This is a genomic window from Streptococcus suis (assembly GCF_046032535.1).
Lineage (GTDB): Bacteria > Bacillota > Bacilli > Lactobacillales > Streptococcaceae > Streptococcus > Streptococcus suis_AK.
Map to the genome: position 1 here is coordinate 1 of NZ_JARQPL010000037.1, position 22931 is coordinate 22931.

A 22931-nucleotide genomic window follows, 5' to 3' on the forward strand; every position below is an offset into this window, starting at 1 on the left:
ACAAAAAATACTTAAAAAATCCAATTCTATCAAGCGATTGAAGCGGATCGTGGAAAAATAAAGTGATAAAGTCGGGAGTTGGTGCAAAAAGGAAAGCAGGAAGTGCACTTGGTTTCAGCAACGAGCTTCATTTTTTGCTATAATATACCTTATGAGAATTGTATCGGGAAGCTATGGTGGAAGACCACTGAAAACGTTAGATGGAAAAACAACCAGACCGACATCGGATAAGGTCCGTGGAGCCATGTTCAATATGATTGGTCCCTATTTTGAGGGGGGGAGAGTTCTTGACTTGTACGCTGGCAGTGGTGGTTTATCTATCGAGGCTATATCTCGTGGCATGGAGTCAGCAGTTCTGGTTGAGCGAGATCGACGAGCACAAGCCATTATCCGTGAAAATATTGCAATGACTAAGGAAGCAGATAAATTTCAGCTTCTAGCAATGGAAGCTAGACAGGCTTTGAACAGTGTGGAAGGGCCTTTCGACCTGGTATTCTTGGACCCTCCTTATGCAGAGCAGGAAATTGAAGATGTGATAACAGAACTTTGTCGCCGTGACTTACTAGCAGATGATGTTATGGTAGTCTGCGAAACGGATAAGGCGGTCTCTCTTCCGGAGGAAATAGCAGAGCTGGGGATATGGAAAGAGAAACTCTACGGAATTAGTAAGGTAACAGTATATGTCAGATAAGATTGGATTGTTTACGGGCTCATTTGACCCCATTACCAATGGACACTTGGACTTAATTGAACGAGCGAGTGGACTATTTGATAAATTATATGTGGGAGTTTTTACCAATCCTAAAAAGGCAGGACTCTTGACAGGTTTGGAGAGAAAAGCCATTTTGGAGAAGCTTTTTGTAGGAATGGAGAATATCGAGGTCGTTCTGTCTGAAAATGAATTGGTAGTCGATGTAGCTAAGCGCTATGGAGTAACACATTTGGTCCGAGGATTGCGTAATGCGACCGATTTGGAATACGAGTCAAGTTTTGATTTTTACAATCGTCAGTTGGCGCCAGATTTGGAAACTATTTATTTGATCGCCAAGCCAGAGCTTAAGTTCGTATCATCCAGCCAGGTTCGAGAATTGCTGTATTTCAAACAGGACATAGGCCCTTATGTTCCAGAAATTGTTAGTGAGGAGATTAGAAAGAATGAAGAAAAATAGGAAGTTAACCCTAATTGCATCTATTGTTTTAGGAACTCTTTTGATTTGGTTTGCCGTTTTTGTTCGTCTGCCTTATTATCTGGAAAGTCCAGGTGGAGCTGCTGATATTCGTCAGGTACTAACGGTGAACAATCAAATAGACCAAGAGGATGGCTCTTACAACTTCACCTATGTATCAGTCCAACAAGCTACAGCTTTACAACTATTCGCTGCTCAGTTTGATCCCTATACGACAGTTCGTTCCTCTGAAGAGATGACAGGAGGGGCCGACAATGAAGAGTATTTCCGTATAGCACAGTTTTACATGGAGACATCGCAAAATATGGCGAAGTACCAAGGTCTGACCTTGGCAGGAAAAGAAGTCAATCTTGATTTCTTTGGTGTCTATGTACTTGCCTTGGCGGATGATTCGACCTTTAAAAAAGTTCTTAATATTGCCGACACTGTTGTGAGTATCAATGGAAAAACATTTGAGTCTTCTCCTGATTTGATTAAATATGTGAGTGGTTTGGAACTTGGAAGTGATGTAACAGTTGGTTATATTAGCGCTGGTCAGGAGAAATCTGCGGACGGTCAGATTATCAAGCTCTCTAACGGAAAAAACGGGATTGGGATAACTCTTGTAGACCATACGGAAGTGGAAAGTTCCGTCCCAATTGATTTCCAAACTGGCAATATCGGTGGTCCAAGTGCGGGTCTTATGTTTACCCTTGCCATCTATACGCAATTAGCTGACCCAACCTTACGTGATGGGCGCGTGATTGCTGGTACAGGGACCATTGAGCAAGACGGTAGTGTTGGTGATATTGGTGGGGCAGACAAGAAAGTCTTGTCTGCAGCCAAGGCTGGTGCAAGTATCTTTTTCGTACCAAACAATCCAGTTGATGTGGAAGTTTTGAAGGAAGATCCAAAGGCTAAAACGAACTATGAAGAAGCTAAGGAAGCTGCGGAGAAAGCAGGATTGGATATTGAGGTAGTTCCTGTGAAAACTGTTCAAGAGGCTATTGATTATTTGAAGAAAACAAAGGGCGAGTAAATCGTCCTTTTTTGTTAGAGAATAATATTATAATTGTCAGAAATTTCTCCTAAATGGTAAAGTAGAAGAATTTCCAGATAAATCGTGTTATAATAATAAGGTTAAGTGTGAGAATTTAGATTCTGACCAGATAGATTATTAATCAAATGATTTTTACGTATGAAGATTTTATAAGATAGGAGGACAAATGAAAAAAGAAATTTCACCTGAAATGTATAACTATAATAAATACCCTGGTCCGAGTTTTGCTCGTGTCGGAGATAAGGTTGTATCTGAAAATATTGAATTGGACCTTTTGGAAGATTACAAGAATGCTTTTGACCAGACGATTTTTGGTCAACGTTTTTCACAACTCATGCTCAAGTTTGATTATATCGTGGGAGATTGGGGCAATGAGCAGCTGAGATTAAGGGGATTCTATACAGACGATAAAAATGTTAAATCAGACTTAAAAATCAGCCGCTTGGACGACTATTTGACGGAGTATTGTAATTTTGGTTGTGCTTATTTCGTCTTAGCCAATCCGAATCCACAAGACTTGCCTGCTGAGGAGGAGGACAGACCGCGTCGCAAGCGGAGTCGTTCTCGCAATCGCAACAGAAATCAACAGCGGACGGAGCCTATTGCGCCAAAAGAAAACAAAAATAATCGCAATGACCGTCAGAAAAAGGGGAAGCAGCAGAACAAACAGTCGGAACAGCGTCATTTTACTGTGAAGAATGCTGGTGTTAAGGCGAGTCAAACGGAGCGTTCTCAAAAACGTGAGCGTAAGCAGAGCAAGCGTGAGATGAATGAAGTGAAGCGTAACTTTGTTATCCGCCAGAAATAGGGAGAAATATGAAACCATCAATTTATGCCTTTAGTCAAGCCAATCTTGTGGATTGGATTTTAGAAAATGGAGAAAAGAAATTCCGTGCGACACAGATTTGGGAATGGCTCTACCGTTCTCGTGTCCAAACCTTTGTGGAAATGACCAACTTGCCCAAGTCTTTGATTGAAAAGTTGGAAGAAAACTTTGTGGTCAATCCACTCAAACAACGGATTGTGCAGGAATCCAAGGACGGAACGATCAAATATCTCTTTGAATTGCCAGATGGCATGTTGATTGAGACAGTTCTCATGCACCAGCACTATGGTCTCTCAGTCTGTGTGACAACCCAGGTTGGCTGTAATATTGGTTGTACCTTCTGTGCCTCTGGTTTGATTCCGAAACAACGGGACTTGACCAGCGGTGAAATCGTGGCTTAGATTATGTTGGTGCAGAAATACCTGGATGAGCGTAACCAGAATGAGCGTGTCAGCCATATCGTTGTTATGGGGATTGGTGAGCCATTGGATAACTACGACAATGTTATGACCTTCTTGCGTGTGGTCAATGATGACAAGGGCTTGGCAATCGGGGCTCGTCACATCACAGTGTCAACATCTGGTTTGGCACCGAAAATCCGTGATTTTGCCCGCGAGGGAGTTCAGGTTAACTTGGCAGTATCCCTTCACGCGCCAAATAACGACCTTCGTTCCAGCATCATGCGCATCAACCGTCGCTATCCAATCGAAGTCTTGTTTGAAGCGATTGAGGACTATATCAAGGTGACCAACCGCCGTGTGACCTTTGAATACATCATGCTCAACGAGGTCAATGATGGAGTGGAACAAGCTCAGGAATTGGCTGATTTGACCAAGAACATCCGTAAATTGTCTTATATCAACTTGATTCCATACAACCCTGTAAGTGAGCATGACCAGTACAGCCGTTCAACTAGAGAACGGACCTTGGCTTTCTTTGATGTCTTGAAGAAAAACGGGGTCAACTGTGTCGTTCGTCAGGAACATGGTACAGATATCGATGCAGCTTGTGGTCAATTGCGTTCCAATACCCTCAAAAAGGACCGTGAAAAAGCGCGTGCTCGTATTGCAGCCGCAAAAGCCAAGGCAGGTATTCGAGCATGAGAACCTTCTTCCAAGTAGATGGAAACTTGACCAAGCTAGGAAGACAGATTTGTAAGACCTTAGCTGGAGCCTATGCTCTGGCTATTGTTTTACTCTGTTTCCTACCTCAGTCTTGGTATCCTCAATACAAAACCTTTTCCACACCAGGAATTATTCAGATTGGACGGCTCTATCTCTTGCCCACCCCATTCAACAGCATTGTCAATGGGGATAAGGTGGACAGTCTGGCGGACCTAGGCTGGATTTTCCTGCAAAATATTACCAATATTTTTCTGCTCTTTCCTCTTGTTTTCCTTATTTTATTTCTTCGGGAAGAATGGCGGAGCCTTCGAGCAGTTACTCGCTATAGTTTTTGTATGAGCTTGTTTATCGAGTCTACCCAGCTCTTGTTAGACTTGCTGCTCGATGCGGGGCGTGTGTTTGAAGTGGATGACCTCTGGACCAATACGCTTGGTGGTGTCTTGGCCTATCTATTATTTACCTATCTTCAAAAAGGAATTGGCATCCTATTATCAAGAACAAAAGATGACAGATAGAAAGATAGGTGTCATTGAATGAATTTTCAAATTTTTTAGAAAATTTCAAAAAAATACTTGACCTATTTTGAATTGTGGCGTATAATTTTATGTAATCAGAAGAAGTAATAAACAGTTTAGCTGAAGAGAGTCTATGGTTGGTGCAAATAGATGCTAGTGGTTTATGAAATGGGCTGATGCCAAATATAGTAATGAGTGGTATAAAACAGTTTTATCTATGTTTGGGTATGTGAATTCGAAACAATGAGAATTCGGTCCGCACCCCTTATCGTGCGACTCCTTGTTAGAGGAGATAGAGTTATGGACTTTCTAGTCGAGTCTATAAGTGAGGTGGCACCGTGTCCATTGACGCCCTCGCAGGTTATTTTTCCTGCGGGGGCTTTTTCCTTGTTGTCTTCGTAGATTGCTTTTATATTGCGTCACGTTCGGCTTGCCTAACTTGAGTTATGTCTGCGCCTCCGTTCCTAATCTAAAAGCAATCTACTTTGACAATTATTAACAAAACGAGGTAATCAAGATGAAACGATGGCGAAGCAATTAGGTAAAACAAGAACGAAATAATATATCATAATATTTTAGTTATTAAAAAATAGAAAGAGGAAAGCATATGGCAGAAAAAGGTTATTTTGGACAATTTGGTGGTAGTTTTGTACCAGAGCAAATTCAGGTTTTGTTGGACCAATTGGAAGAAACGTTTGAAACCTACCGTAATGATCCAGAGTTTATTGCAGAATACCAAGGCTATTTAAAGGATTATGCAGGTCGTGAAACACCCCTCTATTTTGCAGAATCTTTGACGAAAGAGCTAGGTGGTGCCAAAATTTATCTCAAACGGGAAGATTTGAATCACTTGGGTTCCCATAAATTGAATAATGTATTGGGGCAGATTCTTCTGGCGAAACGTATGGGGAAAACTCGAGTGATTGCAGAAACTGGTGCTGGTCAGCACGGTGTAGCAACGGCTGCTGTTGCGGCACGATTTGGCTTGGGTTGCGATGTCTATATGGGAGCTGAAGATGTCAAACGCCAACGCCTCAATGTTTTCCGTATGGAGATGATGGGTGCGCGAGTTCATGCTGTAACGGATGGAACGCAAACCTTGAAAGAGGCCGTTGATGCCGCATTTGGTGCATGGATGGCTGATTTGGATGCCTTCTATGTATTGGGCTCTGCAGTTGGACCACACCCTTATCCAACCATTGTCCATGAATTCCAGAAGATTATCAGTGTTGAATCTCGTCGTCAGATTTTGGAAAAAGAAGGTCGCTTGCCAGACTATGTCATTGCCTGTGTAGGTGGTGGTTCCAATGCCATTGGTGCATTTTCTCAATATTTACCAGATGAGTCAGTCAAGCTTATCGGTGTAGAAGCGGCTGGTAAAGGTGTTGATACAGAACAGCATGCGGCGACTATGACTAAGGGAACAGTTGGTGTGGTTGACGGTATGAAGACAATCTCCCTCTTTGATGAAAATGGTGGAGTTGCACCTGTTTATTCCATTTCTGCAGGCTTGGACTATCCAGGTGTTGGACCAGAGCATGCCTACTATAAGGAAACTGGTCGAGTTCAGTATGTCGCAGCAACAGATGATGAGGCTGTTAATGCCCTTCTGACCTTAAGTCGTACAGAAGGAATTCTTCCAGCTATTGAATCGTCTCATGCGATTGCAGAAGCAATTCGATTAGCACCACAACTTGATAAAGATAAAATCATTATTATCAATGTTTCCGGTCGAGGAGACAAGGATGTCGCAGCGATTGCGGATTATTTGGAGAATAGATAAAAGAAATCCCCTGACGGTTGCATATCGTCAGGGGATGTTTGTTATTTCCAAAAATCATCAAAAATAGTAATTGGCAGGTGGCGTTTATGGGCTGTTTTGTTCCACCATCCTTCGATAATGGTTTGGGCTTGAGGGTCGATGGTTTTGCCTTCTAGGTAGTCATCGATTTGCTCGTAAGTCACTCCAAGTGCGACTTCGTCAGCAAGGCCAGGTTTGTCTTCTTCCAAGTCCGCAGTAGGGACTTTGAGGTAGAGTTTTTCATCTGCCCCTAGTTCAGCTAGAAGCTGTTTTCCTTGGCGTTTGTTGAGGCGGAAGAGGGGCAGGATATCTGCACCACCATCACCGTGCTTGGTAAAGAAGCCGGTAATATTTTCAGCTGCATGATCGGTTCCAATCACAGCTCCTTTGCGTTCGCCGGCAACTGCATACTGGGCAATCATGCGCATGCGGGCTTTAGCATTTCCCTTATTAAAATCAGACATAGCAAGCCCATTTGCATTGACAGCCGCCACCATGGCATCTGTTGATTCCTTGATGTTGATGGTTAAGCTGACATCTGGTTGAATAAAGGCTAGGGCTGCTTGGGCGTCGGACTCGTCAGCTTGCACGCCGTAAGGTAGGCGGATAGCGATAAATTGATAAGAATCGTCACCCGTTTCCGTCCGCATTTCTTCCATAGTCAGCTGGGCCAAACGACCAGCCAAGGTCGAATCTTGTCCACCAGAAATCCCCAAGACATAGGTTTTCAAAAATGGGTGTTTTTTCAGGTAATCTTTGAGAAAGTCGATGGAGCGACGGATTTCTTCTTTTGGGTCAATGCTTGGCTTGACACCTAATTCTTTGATGATTGTTTCCTGTAGGGTCATAACATACCTTTCTTAGATGGATTTGGTCTGAGTTTGTTTGCGAATACGATTGATGAGGTTCATCTTATTATCCCAAACATCTTGTGCCAAGTCGACTGGATAGAGCTGTGGGTTGAGCACGCGTTTGTATTCATCCCAGAGTTTATCAAATTCTTGATTGGCATAGGTTTGAATTTCCGCTAGGCTTGGAAGTTCATAGACCTGTTTTCCTTTTTCGAAAATAGGAACTAGGAGAGGACGTGCATCAAAGTTCTCGATGGTTTTATTGATGTAGGTGTAAGTTGGATGGAACATATAGATATTATCCATCTGTGTGACGTCAGTGTCCGCAAAGGTGATGTAGTCCCCCTCTGATTTCCCTTTTTCTTTGGAGGTGATGCGCCAAACCTGTTTCTTACCAGGAGTGGAGACTTTTTCCGCATTAGAAGACAGCTTGATGGTGTCACGCATATTTCCATCTTCATCTTCGATGGATACAATTTTGTAGACAGCGCCCAAGGCAGGCTGGTCGTAGGCGGTGATGAGTTTGGTACCAACTCCCCAGACATCAATCTTGGCTTTTTGCATTTTGAGGTTGAGGATGGTATTTTCATCCAGGTCATTGGACGCGTAGATTTTTGCTTCCGTAAAGCCTGCCTCGTCCAACTGTTGACGGACTTTTTTGGAAATATAGGCCATGTCGCCTGAATCAATCCGAACCCCTTTGAAGTTAATCTTATCTCCCATTTCTTTGGCAACCTTGATGGCTGCTGGAACACCAATACGAAGCGTATCATAGGTATCAACGAGGAAGACACAGTCATGGTGGGTTTCAGCGTAGGCTTTGAAAGCCTTGTAATCATCTCCGTATGTTTGAACCAAGGCGTGGGCATGGGTACCAGCGACAGGGATGCCGAAGATTTTGCCAGCTCGAACATTGGAAGTCGCAGATGCTCCACCAATAAAGGCTGCCCGTGTACCCCAGATAGCAGCATCCATTTCTTGGGCACGGCGAGTACCAAATTCCATCAAGGGCTCATCTTCAATGACAGCCTTGATACGGCGAGCTTTTGTGGCAATTAGGGTTTGGTAGTTGACAATGTTTAAAAGAGCAGTTTCGATTAGTTGGCATTGTGCCAATGGTCCTTCGATTTGAAGAATGGGTTCGTTAGCGTAGACCAGGTCGCCCTCCTTAGCCGAACGGACAGTGAGAGTCATTTCCAATTGGGACAAGTAATCAAGGAAATCCTGCGGATAACCTAGTTCTGTCAGATAGTCAATGTCTGTCTGGCTAAAGCTGAGATTGTTGAGGTAGTTTACAACGCGTTCCAAACCGGCAAATACAGCGTAGCCATTTTTAAAAGGTTGTGAACGGAAATAGACTTCAAATACGGCATGTTTGTTGTGGATGTTTTGATTAAAATAGACCTGCATCATATTGATCTGGTAAAGGTCGGTATGCAGGGTTAAACTGTCATCCTTAAATAGTGTCATAACGTTTCTCCTTTTGCCTTCCGATCAAGGAGGCACTCCAATTATTTTGATGGAGTTGAACTCTAATATGCCTTCTATTATAACAAAAAAATCGAGAAAAACTCGATTTAGATGCACAGAATGATAGGAATACTTGAAAGAAAAAGGAGTGGTACGTAGGGAATAGACTTGGGTTTGAAAATGGCGAAGACAAGAAGCCCTAGGAGGGAACTAATCTGGATAATCCAGAGGAGTTCTGTAAATCCACATATTAAGGCCAAACTTGCTAGATAGAGAAAGTCACCAGAACCAATATTGATTTGCCATTTTTCAGTCAGATAGGCCAAGAGTAAAAAGCCACAGAAAAGCCAGTTGAGCTGGGAGAGTACCAGAGCTATAAAAGTAAAAATGAGCCAGACAGCAAAAGGATATTCCTGATGTTTGATGTCGTAAATGGTCAAAACTAGTCCTGCTAAGATGAGAATGGTTTCGGTTAGGTTTAGGACTTGAAAATGGCAGAGCAGGACAACTAGACCAGCTAAGAATTCTAGTCCCAGATACCAATAAGGTATCTTCGCCTTGCAGTAACGGCATTTGGATTTTGTCGAAAGCTGGGATAGGACTGGAATTAAGTCCCAGGCCTTGAGCCGTCGCTTGCAGGCATTGCAGTGACTAGTGGGGGCGATAATGGACTGTTCAGGGAAACGGTCAATGACCAATCCCAAGAAGGAGCCGATAGAAGCTCCAAGGAAAAATAGGATAATTGTCTTCATACCTATTTGTTCGCAAAAGGGATAAGAAAATGGAAGATTATTTAAAAATTTTTTTGAAGTAGGGAATTATGCTATACTAGATGTGATAGATTTTATGTATTGACGATAATTAGGAGAAAGTATGCTTAGACCTTTACACATGGCCCATGCCTTTTTAGATGAGATTTTAACTGACCAAGACCTAGCGGTCGATGCGACTATGGGAAATGGCCATGACACTCTATTTCTAGCCCAACGAGCAGGAAAAGTTGTGGCCTTTGATATTCAGGAACAAGCCCTGACCACAACGGCTGAAAAACTAGAAAAAGCTGGCTTGACCAATGCCCAATTGGTTTTGACAGGACACGAAAACCTAGACCAGTATGTAGAGGAATGCAAGGCAGCGATTTTCAATCTGGGCTATCTACCTTCGGCGGACAAGTCAGTCATTACCCTGCCTACAACTACCCTTCAGGCCATTGAGAAAGTCCTAGAGCGACTGGTGGTTGGAGGTCGCTTGGCTATCATGATTTACTATGGTCACGAGGGCGGAGCTCTTGAGAAGGATGCAGTCTTAGACTTTATCAGCCAGCTAGACCAAACCGTCTTTACAGCCATGCTCTACAAACCACTTAACCAAGTCAATACCCCACCGTTTTTGGTCATGGTAGAACGATTAAAATCCAGCTCAAACTAGGGCTGGATTTTAATTGAGTATTAGTTGCTTTTTCTTCTTAGAAGATAGGTACTTGCGATAAGACTGAGACCAGTGATTCCGAGTAGAGGAAGGTAAGAATACTCTTGTCCCGTTTTAGGGAGAGTTTTCTTTTCTGTGCTTTCTTTCTTACTTGAAGTACCTGTTTTGATAGATGTTTCGCTACCAGTAGTTTCCGTGTTTCTTTTCTCAGCTTTACCAGTATTCACTGTTTTGTCATCTGCTGCATGCTTGATTGGCATCTCACTACCTGTAGCTGAACTTGTTTCCGTGTTTGTACTTTGACTAGAAGCAGATGTTTCGGTAGTCGTTTCCTTACTTGACGTACTTATCTGGCTCTTGCTGGTGTCGGTAGGAATCGTTTCTTCCTTATCCGTTGGAAGTGTTTCTCCTGTTTCACTGTTACTATCAGGATTGGTAGCTACGACTTCTTTGTAGTTTATGTATAGAATTGGGATATAGCTCTTGTCGGCCTCAATTACAGGGACGATGTCTTCGTAGGCGAGTGTTAGAGTACCAACATTACTTCGGTAGTGTTGTTCTTTTGTACCGCTGACGATGACTCCTTCTGTCCAATAGTTGGCATCTGCATAGTCAAGGCTTACAAATTCATAACCAGCTAGTTCAGGTGCAGTAAAGGTATAGGTTTCGCCAGGTTTCAAGCTAATATAGCTGACTTCCCCAATATACTCAGCCTTTTCGCTATCTTTATAGACCATTCTTATTTGTCTGGTTTCAGTCTGTGTCGGATTATTGGCATAGACAATTGTTTCTGGTCCAACTAGTTGAGTACTAAGAGGTGATACCCCTCCTAAGACAGCAAGAGAAGTAAGTGTAATACTATACTTGACAATTTTGTTCATGTAGATGACCTCCAAAAAATAGTGATTGTCATACAACCTATCTCCTGTTTCAATCCTTATAAAGGCTGTAGGATTGATCAAGAAAGTACAGGAATGACGAAAGAGTTTTGTACCGAAGTACACCTATTAGTATACTAAAAAAAAAAAGCACCTTGTCAAGTATTTTTGTTCAAGAGGGATAAAAAAGTAAGAACCTGAAAAATAGTTCTTACTTTGTGCTTATACACTTGGCTGTCTAAGGATTTTTTCAGAACCTGTATTCACAAGTGAAGTGCTGTATAGAAGAGATAGTTTTGTTTACAGTATGGGCTTAATGAACAATCTTCCCTCACCCAAGTCAATCAATTCCACCTGATTGCCATAAAAATCGCTGAGGAGTTCAGGTGTCAGGATATCTTGTTTTACACCCTGGGCCAAGATCTTGCCATCTTTGAGCAGGAGGACATGAGTGAAATTATCAGTGATTTCCTCTGCGTGGTGGGTGACGTAGATAATGGCAGGAGCTGTTGGGAGTTGGCAGATGTGGTCGATGTGCTGGAGCAGGCGTTCACGAGCCAGTAGGTCCAAGCCGACAGTTGCCTCGTCCAAAATCAAAATAGCTGGTTCTTCCATCAAACTGCGGGCAATGAGTAGGAGTTGGCGCTCGCCCTGTGACAAACTAGCATAGGTCCGACCTATCAAATGGTCAGCCTTGATTGTTTTCAGCATTTCAATAGCCTGGTCCAGCTCTGCTTGTCCATATTCACGATAGAGGATGGAGGATTTGTACTTTCCAGTCAGGACAATCTGCTCAGCTGTCAAATCAATGGGAAAGCGTTCGGCAAGGAAAGAACCAACGACCCCAATCTTAGTGCGTAGGCTAGGAATATCTCCCTTACCAAACTCCACTCCAAGAACAGTCAGGTCACCAGAGGTCTTCCAAAACTCAGCCATTAAAATACGAAGGAGGGTTGACTTTCCAGCCCCATTTAGCCCTAAAATAGCCCAACGCTCGCCTTTTCTAAATTCCCAGTTGATGTCTTCTAAAATAGTTTTACCTTGTCGTTTATAGTGGACATTCTTCATCGAAATAATCATAGTTGCTCTCCTATTCCTTTTGATTATTGTAACATAAACAGACATGAGGGACTAATTATAACAAGAAATATGTTAAATTTTAGAATTTGTGGTATAATGGAAATGTTATTAATTTTATTATAGGAGAACATCATGGAAGACCCTGGTAGTCAGACCATCTATTTACAACTGTTAATTTTATTCTTATTGACCCTGTTCAATGCCTTCTTTTCAGCCTCTGAAATGGCCCTTGTATCCCTCAATCGTTCTCGAGTGGAACAAAAGGCCGCAGACGGTGAGAAGAAATACATTCGCTTGCTTCAAGTTTTAGAGAATCCTAACAATTTTCTATCAACCATTCAGGTCGGTATTACCTTCATCTCCATCCTTTCAGGTGCCAGCTTGGCTAATGATTTGGGAGCTGTATTTGCCAAATGGATGGGGAATTCAACAACCGCGCAAACCGCAGGATACTGGCTTGCACTGGCTATGTTGACCTTCGTTTCAATCGTTCTTGGCGAATTGTATCCTAAGCGGATTGCCATGAATATGAAGGAAAATCTGGCGGTAGTCACTGCACCTGTGATTATTTTCCTTGGGAAAATTGTTAGTCCGTTTGTGTGGTTATTATCTGCTGCAACGAATCTTATCAGCCGTATTACTCCTATGAATTTTGATGATGCGGATGAGCAGATGACACGGGATGAAATTGAATATATTTTGACAAAGAGTGAGAAAACCTTAGATGCCGAAGAAATCGAAATGCTTCAAGGTGTGTTCTCTTTAGATGAGTTGATGGCACGTGAAGTAATGGTTCCCCGTACGGATGCTTTCATGGTGGATATTGAGGATGATACAGCAACCATCATGGCAGCCATCCTCAAGCAGAATTTTTCACGTATCCCTGTTTATGATGGCGATAAGGACAATATCATTGGTCTGATTCATACCAAGAAAATCTTGTCAGAAGCTTTCAGTAATGGCTTTGACAATCTCAACATCCGCCGCATTATGCAGGAGCCTCTCTTCGTTCCAGAAACGATTTTCGTGGATGATTTGTTGACGTCATTGCGAAACACCCAAAATCAGATGGCTATCCTGCTAGATGAGTATGGTGGAGTTGCGGGTCTGGTTACCTTGGAAGATTTGTTGGAAGAAATTGTCGGTGAAATTGATGACGAAACGGACAAGACAGAAATTTTTGTTCGTGAAATCGCGGAAAATACCTATATTGTTCAAGGAAATATGACCTTAAATGACTTCAATGAGCATTTTGATACCGAGCTAGAGAGTGATGATGTGGATACCATCGCTGGCTACTATCTAACTGGTGTTGGTACTATACCGAGTCAAGAGGAAAAGGTAACATACGAAGTGGACAGCAAGGACCAACACTTGGTACTAATAAATGACAAGGTAAAAAATGGTCGCGTAACAAAATTAAAACTCTTGATTACACCACTGGAGAAAGAAGAAGCTGATAAGGACTAGGGCAACCTAGTCTTTTAGCTTTCTTCTTACGGAAGATGATAGTTATGAAAGAAAGAAAGTAAATGATAGAAGCGTTTTCATTTTTGTGATATACTAGTCTTATAAAATGATGAGGATGAGATGATGACAGAAATTGATTATCGTAAAGTGACAGGTTTGGTTCATTCAACAGAGAGTTTTGGTTCGGTTGATGGCCCAGGGGTACGTTTTGTAGTCTTTATGCAGGGCTGTCACATGCGTTGCCAGTATTGCCATAACCCAGATACTTGGGATCTGGTCAATCCAGCAGCGACTGAGAGAACAGCAGAAGATGTCTTGAATGAAGCCCTGCGTTTTCGTATGTTTTGGGGAAAAGAAGGGGGGATTACCGTTTCAGGTGGTGAAGCAACCATCCAGATTGATTTTTTAATTGCTCTGTTTACCCTTGCAAAAGAAAAAGGGATTCACACTACTTTGGATACCTGTGCGTTGACTTTCCGTAAGACAGAACGCTACTTGGAAAAATATAGTCAGCTTATGGAAGTAACAGACTTGGTGCTCCTTGATATTAAGGAAATGAATCCTGAGCAACACCGCATTGTGACAGGTCATAGTAACAAGACTATTTTAGAATGTGCTCAATATCTATCAGACATTGGTAAGCCTGTTTGGATTCGTCATGTCCTGGTACCAAATTTGACTGACCGAGATGAGGATTTGATTGAACTTGGTAAGTTTGTTAAAACATTAAAAAATGTCGAACGTTTTGAGGTGTTACCTTATCACAATCTTGGTGAATTTAAGTGGCGTGAGTTGGGCAGACCCTATCCACTAGAGGGGACTAAGCCCCCAACGAAGGCTCGAGTGGAAAATGCAAAGGCCTTGATGGAGACAGAAACCTATCAGGAGTACTTGAATAGAATTAAGGGATAATAGTGAAGAGGTCGGAGATTGATGCGAAAAAGATTTAATGTGTTAGGGACAAGTATCACTTGTCTCTTGTTTATTGGGCTTATGTTAGGCTTGTTCTTTTTGGGAGATCGAACACAAAAGGAGCAAACCAAAGTTGCAACGACATCATCTAGCCAAGAAATATCTGCTAGGGACAAAGTGATTGCAAAATATCTAGATCAGATGACCTTAGAAGAAAAGGTCGGACAGATGATCTTTGCTCGGATGCCATCTGCAGGACAAGCTGAGGCATTGGAAACCTATCATTTTGGGGGCTATATCTTATTTGCAACTGATTTTGAAGGTAAGACACTGGAGCAGGTTAAAGAAGAGATTGCTTCTTATCAATCACTTTCAAAAGTACCGCTATTAATGGCTTCAGATGAGGAAGGTGGGACGGTAACTCGGATTAGTCAACTTCTGGAAACACCTTTTCCATCGCCTTTGGAATTGTACCAATCTGGCGGCATTGAGGCGATTTTGTCGGACGCCAAGCAGAAGACCAGTCTTTTAAAGGAAGAGGGAATCTATGCAGGCTTCTTCCCAGTTGCGGATTTATCCACCGATCCATCATCTTTTATCTACGACAGGACCATTGGACAGGAGGCGAAAACCACAGCAGACTATATTGGTCAATTGGTCAAATTGTTAAAGCAAGAACAGTTTACTTCGACCTTGAAACATTTCCCGGGTTATGGGGACAATGCAGATTCGCATACGGATTTGGTCTATGACAACCGTAGTTTAGAAGAATTACGGGCTAATGATTTTCTTCCGTTTAAGGCTGGTATTGAAGCAGGAGCTGACTCCATTATGGTCAGTCACAATATCGTATCTGCCATTGATGATGTCCCATCATCCATTTCACCTGAAATCAATAAAATCCTTCGGAATGAGCTTGGTTTTGAGGGTGTCATAATGACGGATGATTTTGATATGCAGGGATTGGTCCAATTTGTAGATCAAGATACAGGTGCCTTGCAGACCATTCAAGCTGGGACAGATATGATTTTGTCTTCAAGCTATGCCAGTCAAATTCCTTATATTATCGAACAAGTAAAGGCTGGAACTATAACAGAGGAGCGGATTGACCAATCCGTCAAACGGATTTTGGGAATGAAATATGATCTTGGCTTAATCAAATAAACAAAGAAAGGGAGCGGGAAAGAACTCGACTGGTCAAAAAAAGAGTTCGTCTTCCCGCCCCCCGCACAGTTGATTAGGTTAGATTTGGAGTGTAAAACACGAACAAATCTACCAATCAACCACTGCGCTGAGATGTTGACACGAACCCTGAGAAGCGAGGTTGGTCTTTTTGCCCAGCCTCTTTTCGTATTATTCTAAAACAAGCTTAGTTTTTATACCATCCACATCGACAAAGGCTACGCTATTGTCTAGTCTTTGAAGGTTTAGGTTTGCAGCAATGGCACGATTCAAGGTTGCTTCAAAAGCTTCTTGATTGGAATAGATGACAGTATAGTAAGCAAGGCCTGGCATGCCTTCTTGTCTGGTTTCTAGATTTTTTCCTCCCCATTCGTTGACAGCTAGGTGGTGATGGTAGTCGCCTGAGGCTAGCCAGGCTGCAGATGGGACGGAGAATTTATCCTCGACAGCTAGGACTTCTTGGTAAAATCGGCTTGAAGCGGAGCTTTCTCGGACAGATAGATGGACATGCCCCATGCGACTGCCAGCTGGCATCTGATAGGCTGCGTCAGCTTTTTTCCCTAAAGCATAGATCGTTTCAGCATCCATAGGCTCAGTTACACCTACGATTCGACCGTCAGCTCGAACATCCCATGCATCTTGTGGCAGGTCGCGGTAAACCTCGATGCCATTGCCTTCTGTATCAGCTAGGTAAATGGCTTCGCTATAACCGTGGTCGCTGGCACCTTGGAGGGGAACTTTGTTGTCAATAAAGTGGCGGAAAATGGTCCCAAGGTCCTCACGGCTAGGTAGGACAATGGCCAAGTGATAGAGTCCGTAGCTGTGGCTAACTTCACCTTTCTGCTCTGTTTGAATCAGGCGGACAAGGGTGGTTTGGCCAACGCCAAGATCAATCTGGTTGGGGCTTTGGGAGAGAACTTGGAGACCTAAGACTTGCTGGTAAAATAGGCTTTGAAGCTCTAAATCGCGGACGTTGAGGGCGACATAACCCAGTTCAAAATGGGAATTGTACATGGAAATACCTGACTTTCTGATACAATTTATAGGAATTTTCGAGTTACTTAGTATCTTTTGGTGAAGTAATATGTGACGAATAGACTTTTGAAAATTGATTTTTATCTCATAGCTCTCTCAACAAGTGCGCTATCTACGATTTGGATAAAGTGTGTAATTCTATTTTCAGCATTAAAATCGTAAATATGGACAAAGTCTGCTTGAAAGGATTTCTGAGTAAGGTTGTAGGTTCCCTTGTAGTAGCCATAAACCATGACACGGTTTCCTGAAAAGGCGTAATCAACAGGTGTGGCACTGTAATTGGTCCATTCAGAACCTAGTCTTGCATGGACGTTTTCAATCACTGCATCTGGACCGATATAAGTACCGGCATAGGGAAAGCCTGCAGCTTCTGTCCAAGAGATATCAGCAGCCAAATGGCTCTTGAAATCTTCTATTCGACCTTGAGCAGTAGCTAGATAAGTTTCTTCTAAAATATTTTTATATAATTGATTTTTTGACATACATTACCCCCATGGTATTTCACCGGTTAAGACTTTAGCACTCAATTCTAAGACTGCCTCGTTACGAAGATTAGGGAATTTTTCTTTCATTTTAGCGATAAAAGTAGCTGAGTCTTTGACTTCTTTTTTTAATTTGATTGCTACTTCAATATAGGCGATTGAAAAATCAAGTGCTTGAGAATCAAATGAACTTTCACTATCTGCATGACCTGGAATAATGAGAGAGGCATCCAGTGCCTTCATATCTTTTAATCGATCTTGCCAGGCTTTCAATTGCTCGGTAGTTTGTGAATCTGCTAAGAAGAGATGAATTTGATTAAAGGTATTGATACCGCCAATAATGGTTTTGGTTTCTGCATTCCAAAGATTGATTTGACTTGGTTCACTACCGAAAAATTCCCATTTATCACCTTCAAATTCTAATGTAGATTCTTGAATGAGCGCTGGTAAAATAATATTTTTAGGAGCTTGGTTACCTAAAGAGTCTCCCCATACCTGTAATTTTTTTGATACTGTTTTTAAAATATGATCGATAACATAAGACGTTGCATAGACAATGACTTCTGGGAATGATTTTTTGATAGGCTCAAGAGCAAAATAATAGTCTGGATCCCCTTGAATGATAAAGATTTTTTCTAATGTCAGTTGCGCGTCTTGTAGATAGCGAACAATTCGCTCTCCTTCTGATTGTTTAAACCCTGAACCTACAAGGAGAGCCTTGCCATTTTTAATGATTAAGGTCGCCGTAACCATAAAACTTGATTCATCATTTGTAAAGATGTGTAATTCTGTTCCATTTTCTAGCTTATAATGTTTTTCCATAGATAGTCGCCCTTTCTATTGCGTAATAGCTGCTTGGAAATTTTTTTCCAAATCGTCTACTGTACGAACTTTATTGATAAGATTAAAGAAGTTTCCGTCTTTTTCGAGTAACAAGGTTGGGAAAGAGGTTACCCCCATTTCATAAGCCTTGATAAAGTCTGGGTGTAGATTTTCTGGTTGATTCAAGATGCTTGATAGTTCTTCCATAGCCTTTGTAGGTAACTGATAGGTACCGATTAGGCTGGTGTAACTGTCTGCTTGATTGAGGTCTAACCCATCTTCAAAAAATAAGGCTTGAATGTCTAATGTCAGCTGAGCAAGCTGGCGTGGTTCAACGTAGTTTTTCAAAACGGAGTAAGCCCTAGCAGGACCAAGTGAATCCATGATAAAGTCCGTATCCTTAAACAATTGATTGTAGTTATCGCCAAAAGACATTTGGTAATAGCTTTCGATTTGTTTGTTGATGGTCTGTGCCTGCTGGAAATCAGCCATTTTCTTTTTGTTATCTCCGACAAACAAGCCTCCGTTAATGACCTCTATTTCTATGTCAGAATGGTCTTGCATGAATTTTGTGAAAATGTGGTTAAAGCCGTAGGTCCAACCACAATAAGCATCGATGATGTAATATAGTTTCATATTAAATTTCTTTCATTTCGATTTCTTGGTTTTTGATTAGAATTTAGCATTGCTATTGGAAGTTTTGGAATCTTCCTCGATTGGTACAACAACATCTCAGAGTTCTGCAATTTTATCAACTTCAACTCGATAAAGATCATAGAAGGATGTATATTGACCTGTAGAATCTAAGCTTCTAACAAGGCTTGAGCTTGAGCTTGCAGACCAGCGATGGCTTCTTCTGACAATACCAACTGTCCAGTTCCCCATGCTTCTGGATTGACAGTTGTACCTGTAAACTCACCAACGACTTGCATACGAACAAATGGTAGGAGAGCATGGTAGCTAGCAAACATTGGCTCGTGTCCAGCATTGGCAACAGATGATACAGTAACGATTTTGTCTTGTAGTGCAGATGGGCCACGTGTTTCTGACAAGTCTAGGGCACGGCTGAGCCAGTCAATCAAGTTCTTCACAGTGCCTGGAATAGCAAAGTTGTAAACTGGTGAGAAAATCCAGATAGCATCTGCAGCCATAATCGCATCGCGTGCAGCTTGGACAGCTGGCAAGACTGGTGTTTCAAGATCTTGGTTCATAAGCGGGATTTCTTTATAGTTAAGATAAGATACAGTTGCTTGACCTTCTAAGATGCTTTCAGCCTGTTTAGCCATTTGTGAATGAACCCTCACGTAGTGAACCGACGATAAATAAAATGTTTTTCATGTTTTTTTCTTCCTTTTTTGTAAATATATTTTTGAAAACTGAGATTAGTGACATAGGGACTCCTTTGTATTATATAGTGCAATTGATGTTCATTGTATAACTCCTTTGAGAAAATACTTTCCTGCTTTCGCAGTTTATGGTATTATTGTATCAGGTACTAAAAATATTACAAGTACGATTTTTTTGAATAGTCACTATCTTTTTGTGAAGTAATGTGTAATATCAAGGGAAAATAAAGGAGAAATTATGGCAACTTTCACACAACATACGGTTCCGGAGTGTCCTTTTGTGACCACTCAGAGTGTATTATCTGGGAAATGGAGTATCTTATTACTACATCATATCGAAGAAGGTCCCATTCGGTTTAATGAAATGCACCGTCGATTGACAGGGATTTCCCAAGCAACCCTTACCAAGCAGTTGCGTCAGCTAGAAGATGATGGTTTAATCACTCGGAAGGTTTATGCACAAGTTCCACCAAAAGTGGAATATGAACTGAGCGAGATTGGTCGGGAATTCAAGTTGGTTTTGGAGCAAATTGAAGTTTTTGGGGATAAGTACATCGAATTTGTCAAAGCAAAAAAATCTGAATGAGTTTGAATCTCATTCAGATTTTTGTCTTTTATAGTTCGTCATCCTTAACTGCATTTAACCAATCGGCAGCAGCTTTGGCGGTGCTTTCAAGGGCGCCTTCCTTGAACGGTGATTGGAGATTTGCAGCCGCAACAACTTGCAAGAAGGACTTGGTTCCGCCCAAATCACAGATGCGGATGTAATCTTCCCAAGCTGTTTCATCGTGATCTACCTGCGTACGTTTCCAGAATTGGAGGGCGCAGACTTGAGCCAAGGTATAGTCGATGTAGTAGAATGGGCTGGCAAAAATATGCCCCTGACGGTACCAGAAGATACCACGGTTGAGGGCTTCTGATTCGGAATAATCACGGTCTGGCAAGTAGAGGTCTTGGAATTTTTTCCAAGTTGCCTTGCGTTCTGCTGGTGTCATCTCTGGGTGTTCATAGACTTCGTGCTGGAAGTGATCCACCAAGACACCGTAAGGCAAGAAGAGAAGGGCACTTGCCAAGTGGGTAAACTTGTATTTATCCACCTGTTCCTTGAAGAAACGGTCCATCCAAGGCCAGGTCATAAATTCCATAGACATGGAGTGGATTTCACAGGTTTCATAGGTTGGCCAGACAACTTCTGGACTTTGGATCCAACGGGAACGATAGACTTGGAAGGCGTGACCTGCTTCGTGAGTCAAGACATCAATATCACCGCTGGTTCCGTTGAAGTTAGAGAAGATGAATGGGCTCTTAAAGTCAGGAATATAGGTACAGTAGCCACCGCTGTTTTTGCCTGGTTTTGCAACCAAGTCCAAGAGTTCATGCTCAATCATGAAATCGAAGAACTCGCCTGTTTCTGCAGACAATTCGCGGTACATGTCTTTGGCCTGATTGACGATAAAATCAGGGTCACCTTGTGGCACCGCATTGCCGTCTAAGAACTCAAGATTGAGGTCGTAGTGTTTCAGGCTTGGCACCTGCAAGCGTTTGGCTTGGCGTTGACGCAGATTTTGCACAATCGGTACGATGTGTTTGAGGATTTCTTCGCGGTAAACCTTGACCATGTCGCGATTGTAGTCAAAACGGTTCATCTTGAGGTAGCCGTATTCCACATAGTCCTTGAAGCCGAGTTTGTGGGCGATTTCTGTGCGGACTTTTACTAATTCATCGTAAACACGGTCAAAATCAGCTTCCTTACTTTCAAAGAAGGCAGTTGTGGCAGCAGAAGCAGCCTTGCGGACCTCGCGGTCAGTTGATTGACCGAATGGCCCCATTTGTGCTAAGTTGTAAGTCTGTCCTTGGAAATCAATCTCTGCACCAGCAATCAGTTTGCTGTATTCATCGGTCAATTCATTTTCCTTTTGGAACAAGGGAATCACATCAGATGAGAAGGTCTTGAGCTTGTTCTCAGCCTGCATGAAGAAAGTTTCTGGTAAAATGTCTGAAAGCTCAGCCTTGTAAGGCGTCTGGACAATGACACGGTAGTAGTTGGTGGTCAATTCTTCAAAAAGTGGCGAATATTCATTCCAAAACTTGGTTTCTTCATTGTAGAACTCATCGTTCATGTCGATAGTATGACGGATCATCCAGAGGTTGTACTGGGTATCGACCAGGTTGAGTAATTTTGTAATGGCTGCCACAAGTGTACGAGTTGTTTCCAAATCGCTAGCCGCAGCCAACTGGTCTGTCAGGTCAGAAAATTGAGCCTTAATAGCTTCATAATCTGGACGAACATAGGTATAGTCTGAAAATTTCATAAGGTTCTCCTTTTGTATTGCTACCTTCTATCTTACTCTTTTTGAAAACGTTTGGCAAATCTCGACCCGTCCATGTTCACAAGTCTTTCTATTTATGGTAAAATGTAGGAGATTATTAGAAAAATGAGGTTGTAGACATGTCTAAATTTTTAGTTTTTGGTCACCAAAATCCTGATACAGATGCCATTGCATCATCATACGGTTGGGCTTATTTGGAGCGTGAAGTGTTTGGTCGTGATGCGGAAGCAGTAGTTCTAGGAACGCCAAATGAAGAAACAGCGTTTGCACTTGACTATTTTGGTGTTACTGCACCGCGCGTGGTTGAGTCTGCTAAGGCAGAAGGTGTTAGCCAAGTCATCTTGACAGACCACAATGAATTCCAACAATCAATCGCAGACATCAAGGATGTGGAAGTAGCAGCTGTTATTGACCACCACCGTGTCGCAAACTTTGAAACGGCAAACCCATTGTACATGCGTTTGGAGCCAGTAGGTTCAGCATCTTCAATCGTTTACCGTGCCTTCAAAGAAAATGGTGTGACACCTCCAAAAGAAGTAGCTGGACTTCTTCTATCAGGTTTGATTTCAGATACCCTCTTGCTCAAATCACCAACTACTCACGCAACAGATCCACAAGTAGCAGCTGAATTGGCTGAAATTGCTGGTGTGAACTTGGAAGAATACGGCTTGGCACTCTTGAAAGCAGGAACCAACCTTGCCAGTAAGTCAGCAGAAGAATTGATTGACATCGACGCAAAAACCTTTGGTTTGAACGGAAATGACGTGCGTGTAGCCCAAGTCAACACAGTGGACATTGCAGAAGTCTTGGAACGCCAAGCAGAAATCGAAGCAGCTATGACAGCAGCATCAACAGCAAATGGTTACTCTGACTTTGTCCTCATGATTACAGACATCGTTAACTCAAACTCTGAAATCCTTGCGCTCGGTAGCAACATGGACAAGGTGGAAGCAGCCTTCAACTTCAAGTTGGAAAACAACCACGCCTTCCTTCCAGGTGCCGTTTCCCGTAAGAAACAAGTGGTACCACAATTAACTGAAGCGTTTAACGCATAAATACCTAGCACCTTCGGGTGCTCAGATTGCAGACAAACATCGTTTTGGTGTTTGTCTTTTTTACTGTTTTTAGAGAAAAATGGCTGTTTTAATGCTGA

Annotated in this window: 22 protein-coding genes and 2 pseudogenes; 13 read left to right on the forward strand and 11 right to left on the reverse strand. The window is 42.3% G+C overall.

Annotated elements, in window-relative coordinates; translation table 11 throughout:
- The first annotated feature begins 151 nt into the window (after positions 1-151).
- From rsmD to trpB, 7 genes and pseudogenes are all read left to right on the forward strand, one after another.
- Positions 152-691 (forward strand): 16S rRNA (guanine(966)-N(2))-methyltransferase RsmD, encoded by a 540-nt coding sequence (gene rsmD, locus P7J58_RS09710; protein ID WP_014638485.1) that lies wholly within the window; start codon positions 152-154, stop codon positions 689-691.
- Entirely contained in the window at positions 681-1169 is a 489-nt protein-coding gene (gene coaD / locus P7J58_RS09715; protein ID WP_002939048.1) for a pantetheine-phosphate adenylyltransferase, read from the forward strand. The genes rsmD and coaD overlap by 11 nt, the downstream gene beginning before the upstream one ends.
- Entirely contained in the window at positions 1156-2205 is a 1050-nt protein-coding gene (locus P7J58_RS09720) for a SepM family pheromone-processing serine protease (protein ID WP_029179802.1), read from the forward strand. Before coaD ends, P7J58_RS09720 begins: the two co-directional genes overlap by 14 nt.
- A gap of 187 nt (positions 2206-2392) precedes the next feature.
- The gene (locus P7J58_RS09725) at positions 2393-3034 is read left to right on the forward strand and encodes a YutD family protein (protein ID WP_105105999.1); all 642 of its coding nucleotides are present in this window, start codon (positions 2393-2395) and stop codon (positions 3032-3034) included.
- An 8-nt stretch (positions 3035-3042) separates the two neighbouring features.
- A pseudogene (gene rlmN, locus P7J58_RS09730) lies at positions 3043-4155 on the forward strand (23S rRNA (adenine(2503)-C(2))-methyltransferase RlmN).
- The gene (locus P7J58_RS09735) at positions 4152-4691 is read left to right on the forward strand and encodes a VanZ family protein (RefSeq protein ID WP_408556220.1); all 540 of its coding nucleotides are present in this window, start codon (positions 4152-4154) and stop codon (positions 4689-4691) included. The pseudogene rlmN and the gene P7J58_RS09735 overlap by 4 nt, the downstream one beginning before the upstream one ends.
- A gap of 607 nt (positions 4692-5298) precedes the next feature.
- The gene (gene trpB, locus P7J58_RS09740) at positions 5299-6474 is read left to right on the forward strand and encodes a tryptophan synthase subunit beta (RefSeq protein WP_408556221.1); all 1176 of its coding nucleotides are present in this window, start codon (positions 5299-5301) and stop codon (positions 6472-6474) included.
- Positions 6475-6515: 41 nt separating this feature from the next.
- Here trpB and nadE read toward each other — a convergent pair whose 3' ends face one another.
- From nadE to P7J58_RS09755, 3 genes are all read right to left on the reverse strand, one after another.
- Positions 6516-7340, reverse strand: coding sequence for an ammonia-dependent NAD(+) synthetase (nadE, locus tag P7J58_RS09745; protein ID WP_099806784.1), 825 nt, complete (start codon positions 7338-7340; stop codon positions 6516-6518).
- Between the two features lie 12 nt (positions 7341-7352).
- Positions 7353-8813 carry a nicotinate phosphoribosyltransferase gene (locus P7J58_RS09750; protein WP_408556222.1) on the reverse strand — a complete coding sequence of 487 codons (1461 nt, stop codon included), beginning with the start codon at positions 8811-8813 and terminating at the stop codon, positions 7353-7355.
- A 107-nt stretch (positions 8814-8920) separates the two neighbouring features.
- Entirely contained in the window at positions 8921-9565 is a 645-nt protein-coding gene (locus P7J58_RS09755) for a prepilin peptidase (protein WP_408556223.1), read from the reverse strand.
- 121 nt (positions 9566-9686) lie between these two features.
- Here P7J58_RS09755 and P7J58_RS09760 point away from each other — a divergent pair, with 121 nt between their 5' ends.
- Complete coding sequence (locus P7J58_RS09760) at positions 9687-10241, forward strand: tRNA (mnm(5)s(2)U34)-methyltransferase (RefSeq protein WP_408556224.1); 555 nt, start codon at positions 9687-9689, stop codon at positions 10239-10241.
- A gap of 20 nt (positions 10242-10261) precedes the next feature.
- Here the strand turns inward: P7J58_RS09760 and P7J58_RS09765 are convergent, their stop codons facing one another.
- Together P7J58_RS09765 and P7J58_RS09770 are read right to left on the reverse strand one after the other, a co-directional pair.
- Entirely contained in the window at positions 10262-11122 is an 861-nt protein-coding gene (locus P7J58_RS09765) for an LPXTG cell wall anchor domain-containing protein (protein ID WP_408556225.1), read from the reverse strand.
- A 297-nt stretch (positions 11123-11419) separates the two neighbouring features.
- Positions 11420-12199 (reverse strand): ABC transporter ATP-binding protein, encoded by a 780-nt coding sequence (locus P7J58_RS09770; protein WP_408556226.1) that lies wholly within the window; start codon positions 12197-12199, stop codon positions 11420-11422.
- Between the two features lie 132 nt (positions 12200-12331).
- Between P7J58_RS09770 and P7J58_RS09775 the strand changes: the two genes are divergently transcribed.
- The 3 genes from P7J58_RS09775 (at position 12332) to P7J58_RS09785 (ending at position 15745) form a co-directional block, all read left to right on the forward strand.
- Positions 12332-13669: a hemolysin family protein gene (locus tag P7J58_RS09775; RefSeq protein WP_408556227.1), complete on the forward strand. Its 1338-nt coding sequence runs from the start codon at positions 12332-12334 to the stop codon at positions 13667-13669.
- A gap of 120 nt (positions 13670-13789) precedes the next feature.
- Positions 13790-14581: a pyruvate formate-lyase-activating protein gene (gene pflA, locus P7J58_RS09780; protein WP_024401711.1), complete on the forward strand. Its 792-nt coding sequence runs from the start codon at positions 13790-13792 to the stop codon at positions 14579-14581.
- 21 nt (positions 14582-14602) lie between these two features.
- On the forward strand, positions 14603-15745 hold the full coding sequence (locus P7J58_RS09785; RefSeq protein WP_408556228.1) for a glycoside hydrolase family 3 protein: 1143 nt from the start codon (positions 14603-14605) through the stop codon (positions 15743-15745).
- Between the two features lie 189 nt (positions 15746-15934).
- Here the strand turns inward: P7J58_RS09785 and P7J58_RS09790 are convergent, their stop codons facing one another.
- The 5 genes and pseudogenes from P7J58_RS09790 to P7J58_RS09810 all read right to left on the reverse strand — a co-directional run bounded on the left by P7J58_RS09790 (position 15935) and on the right by P7J58_RS09810 (position 19440).
- Positions 15935-16777, reverse strand: coding sequence for a VOC family protein (locus tag P7J58_RS09790; protein WP_408556229.1), 843 nt, complete (start codon positions 16775-16777; stop codon positions 15935-15937).
- Positions 16778-16878: 101 nt separating this feature from the next.
- The gene (locus P7J58_RS09795) at positions 16879-17280 is read right to left on the reverse strand and encodes a nuclear transport factor 2 family protein (protein ID WP_024378104.1); all 402 of its coding nucleotides are present in this window, start codon (positions 17278-17280) and stop codon (positions 16879-16881) included.
- Between the two features lie 3 nt (positions 17281-17283).
- A complete protein-coding gene (locus P7J58_RS09800) occupies positions 17284-18102 on the reverse strand; it encodes a cytoplasmic protein (protein ID WP_125064691.1) in 819 nt (272 codons plus the stop codon).
- Between the two features lie 15 nt (positions 18103-18117).
- Entirely contained in the window at positions 18118-18738 is a 621-nt protein-coding gene (locus P7J58_RS09805; protein ID WP_408556230.1) for a thioredoxin, read from the reverse strand.
- 167 nt (positions 18739-18905) lie between these two features.
- Positions 18906-19440: pseudogene (locus tag P7J58_RS09810) on the reverse strand (NADPH-dependent FMN reductase).
- Between the two features lie 246 nt (positions 19441-19686).
- Here P7J58_RS09810 and P7J58_RS09815 point away from each other — a divergent pair.
- Positions 19687-20034, forward strand: a complete 348-nt coding sequence (locus P7J58_RS09815) for a winged helix-turn-helix transcriptional regulator (RefSeq protein WP_172025987.1) — start codon at positions 19687-19689, stop codon at positions 20032-20034.
- A gap of 28 nt (positions 20035-20062) precedes the next feature.
- Here P7J58_RS09815 and P7J58_RS09820 read toward each other — a convergent pair whose 3' ends face one another.
- Positions 20063-21760, reverse strand: a complete 1698-nt coding sequence (locus P7J58_RS09820) for a M3 family oligoendopeptidase (RefSeq protein ID WP_408556231.1) — start codon at positions 21758-21760, stop codon at positions 20063-20065.
- A gap of 137 nt (positions 21761-21897) precedes the next feature.
- On the opposite strand from P7J58_RS09820, the gene P7J58_RS09825 reads away from it, so the two are divergent.
- Entirely contained in the window at positions 21898-22833 is a 936-nt protein-coding gene (locus P7J58_RS09825; protein ID WP_408556232.1) for a manganese-dependent inorganic pyrophosphatase, read from the forward strand.
- Positions 22834-22931 lie beyond the last annotated feature (98 nt).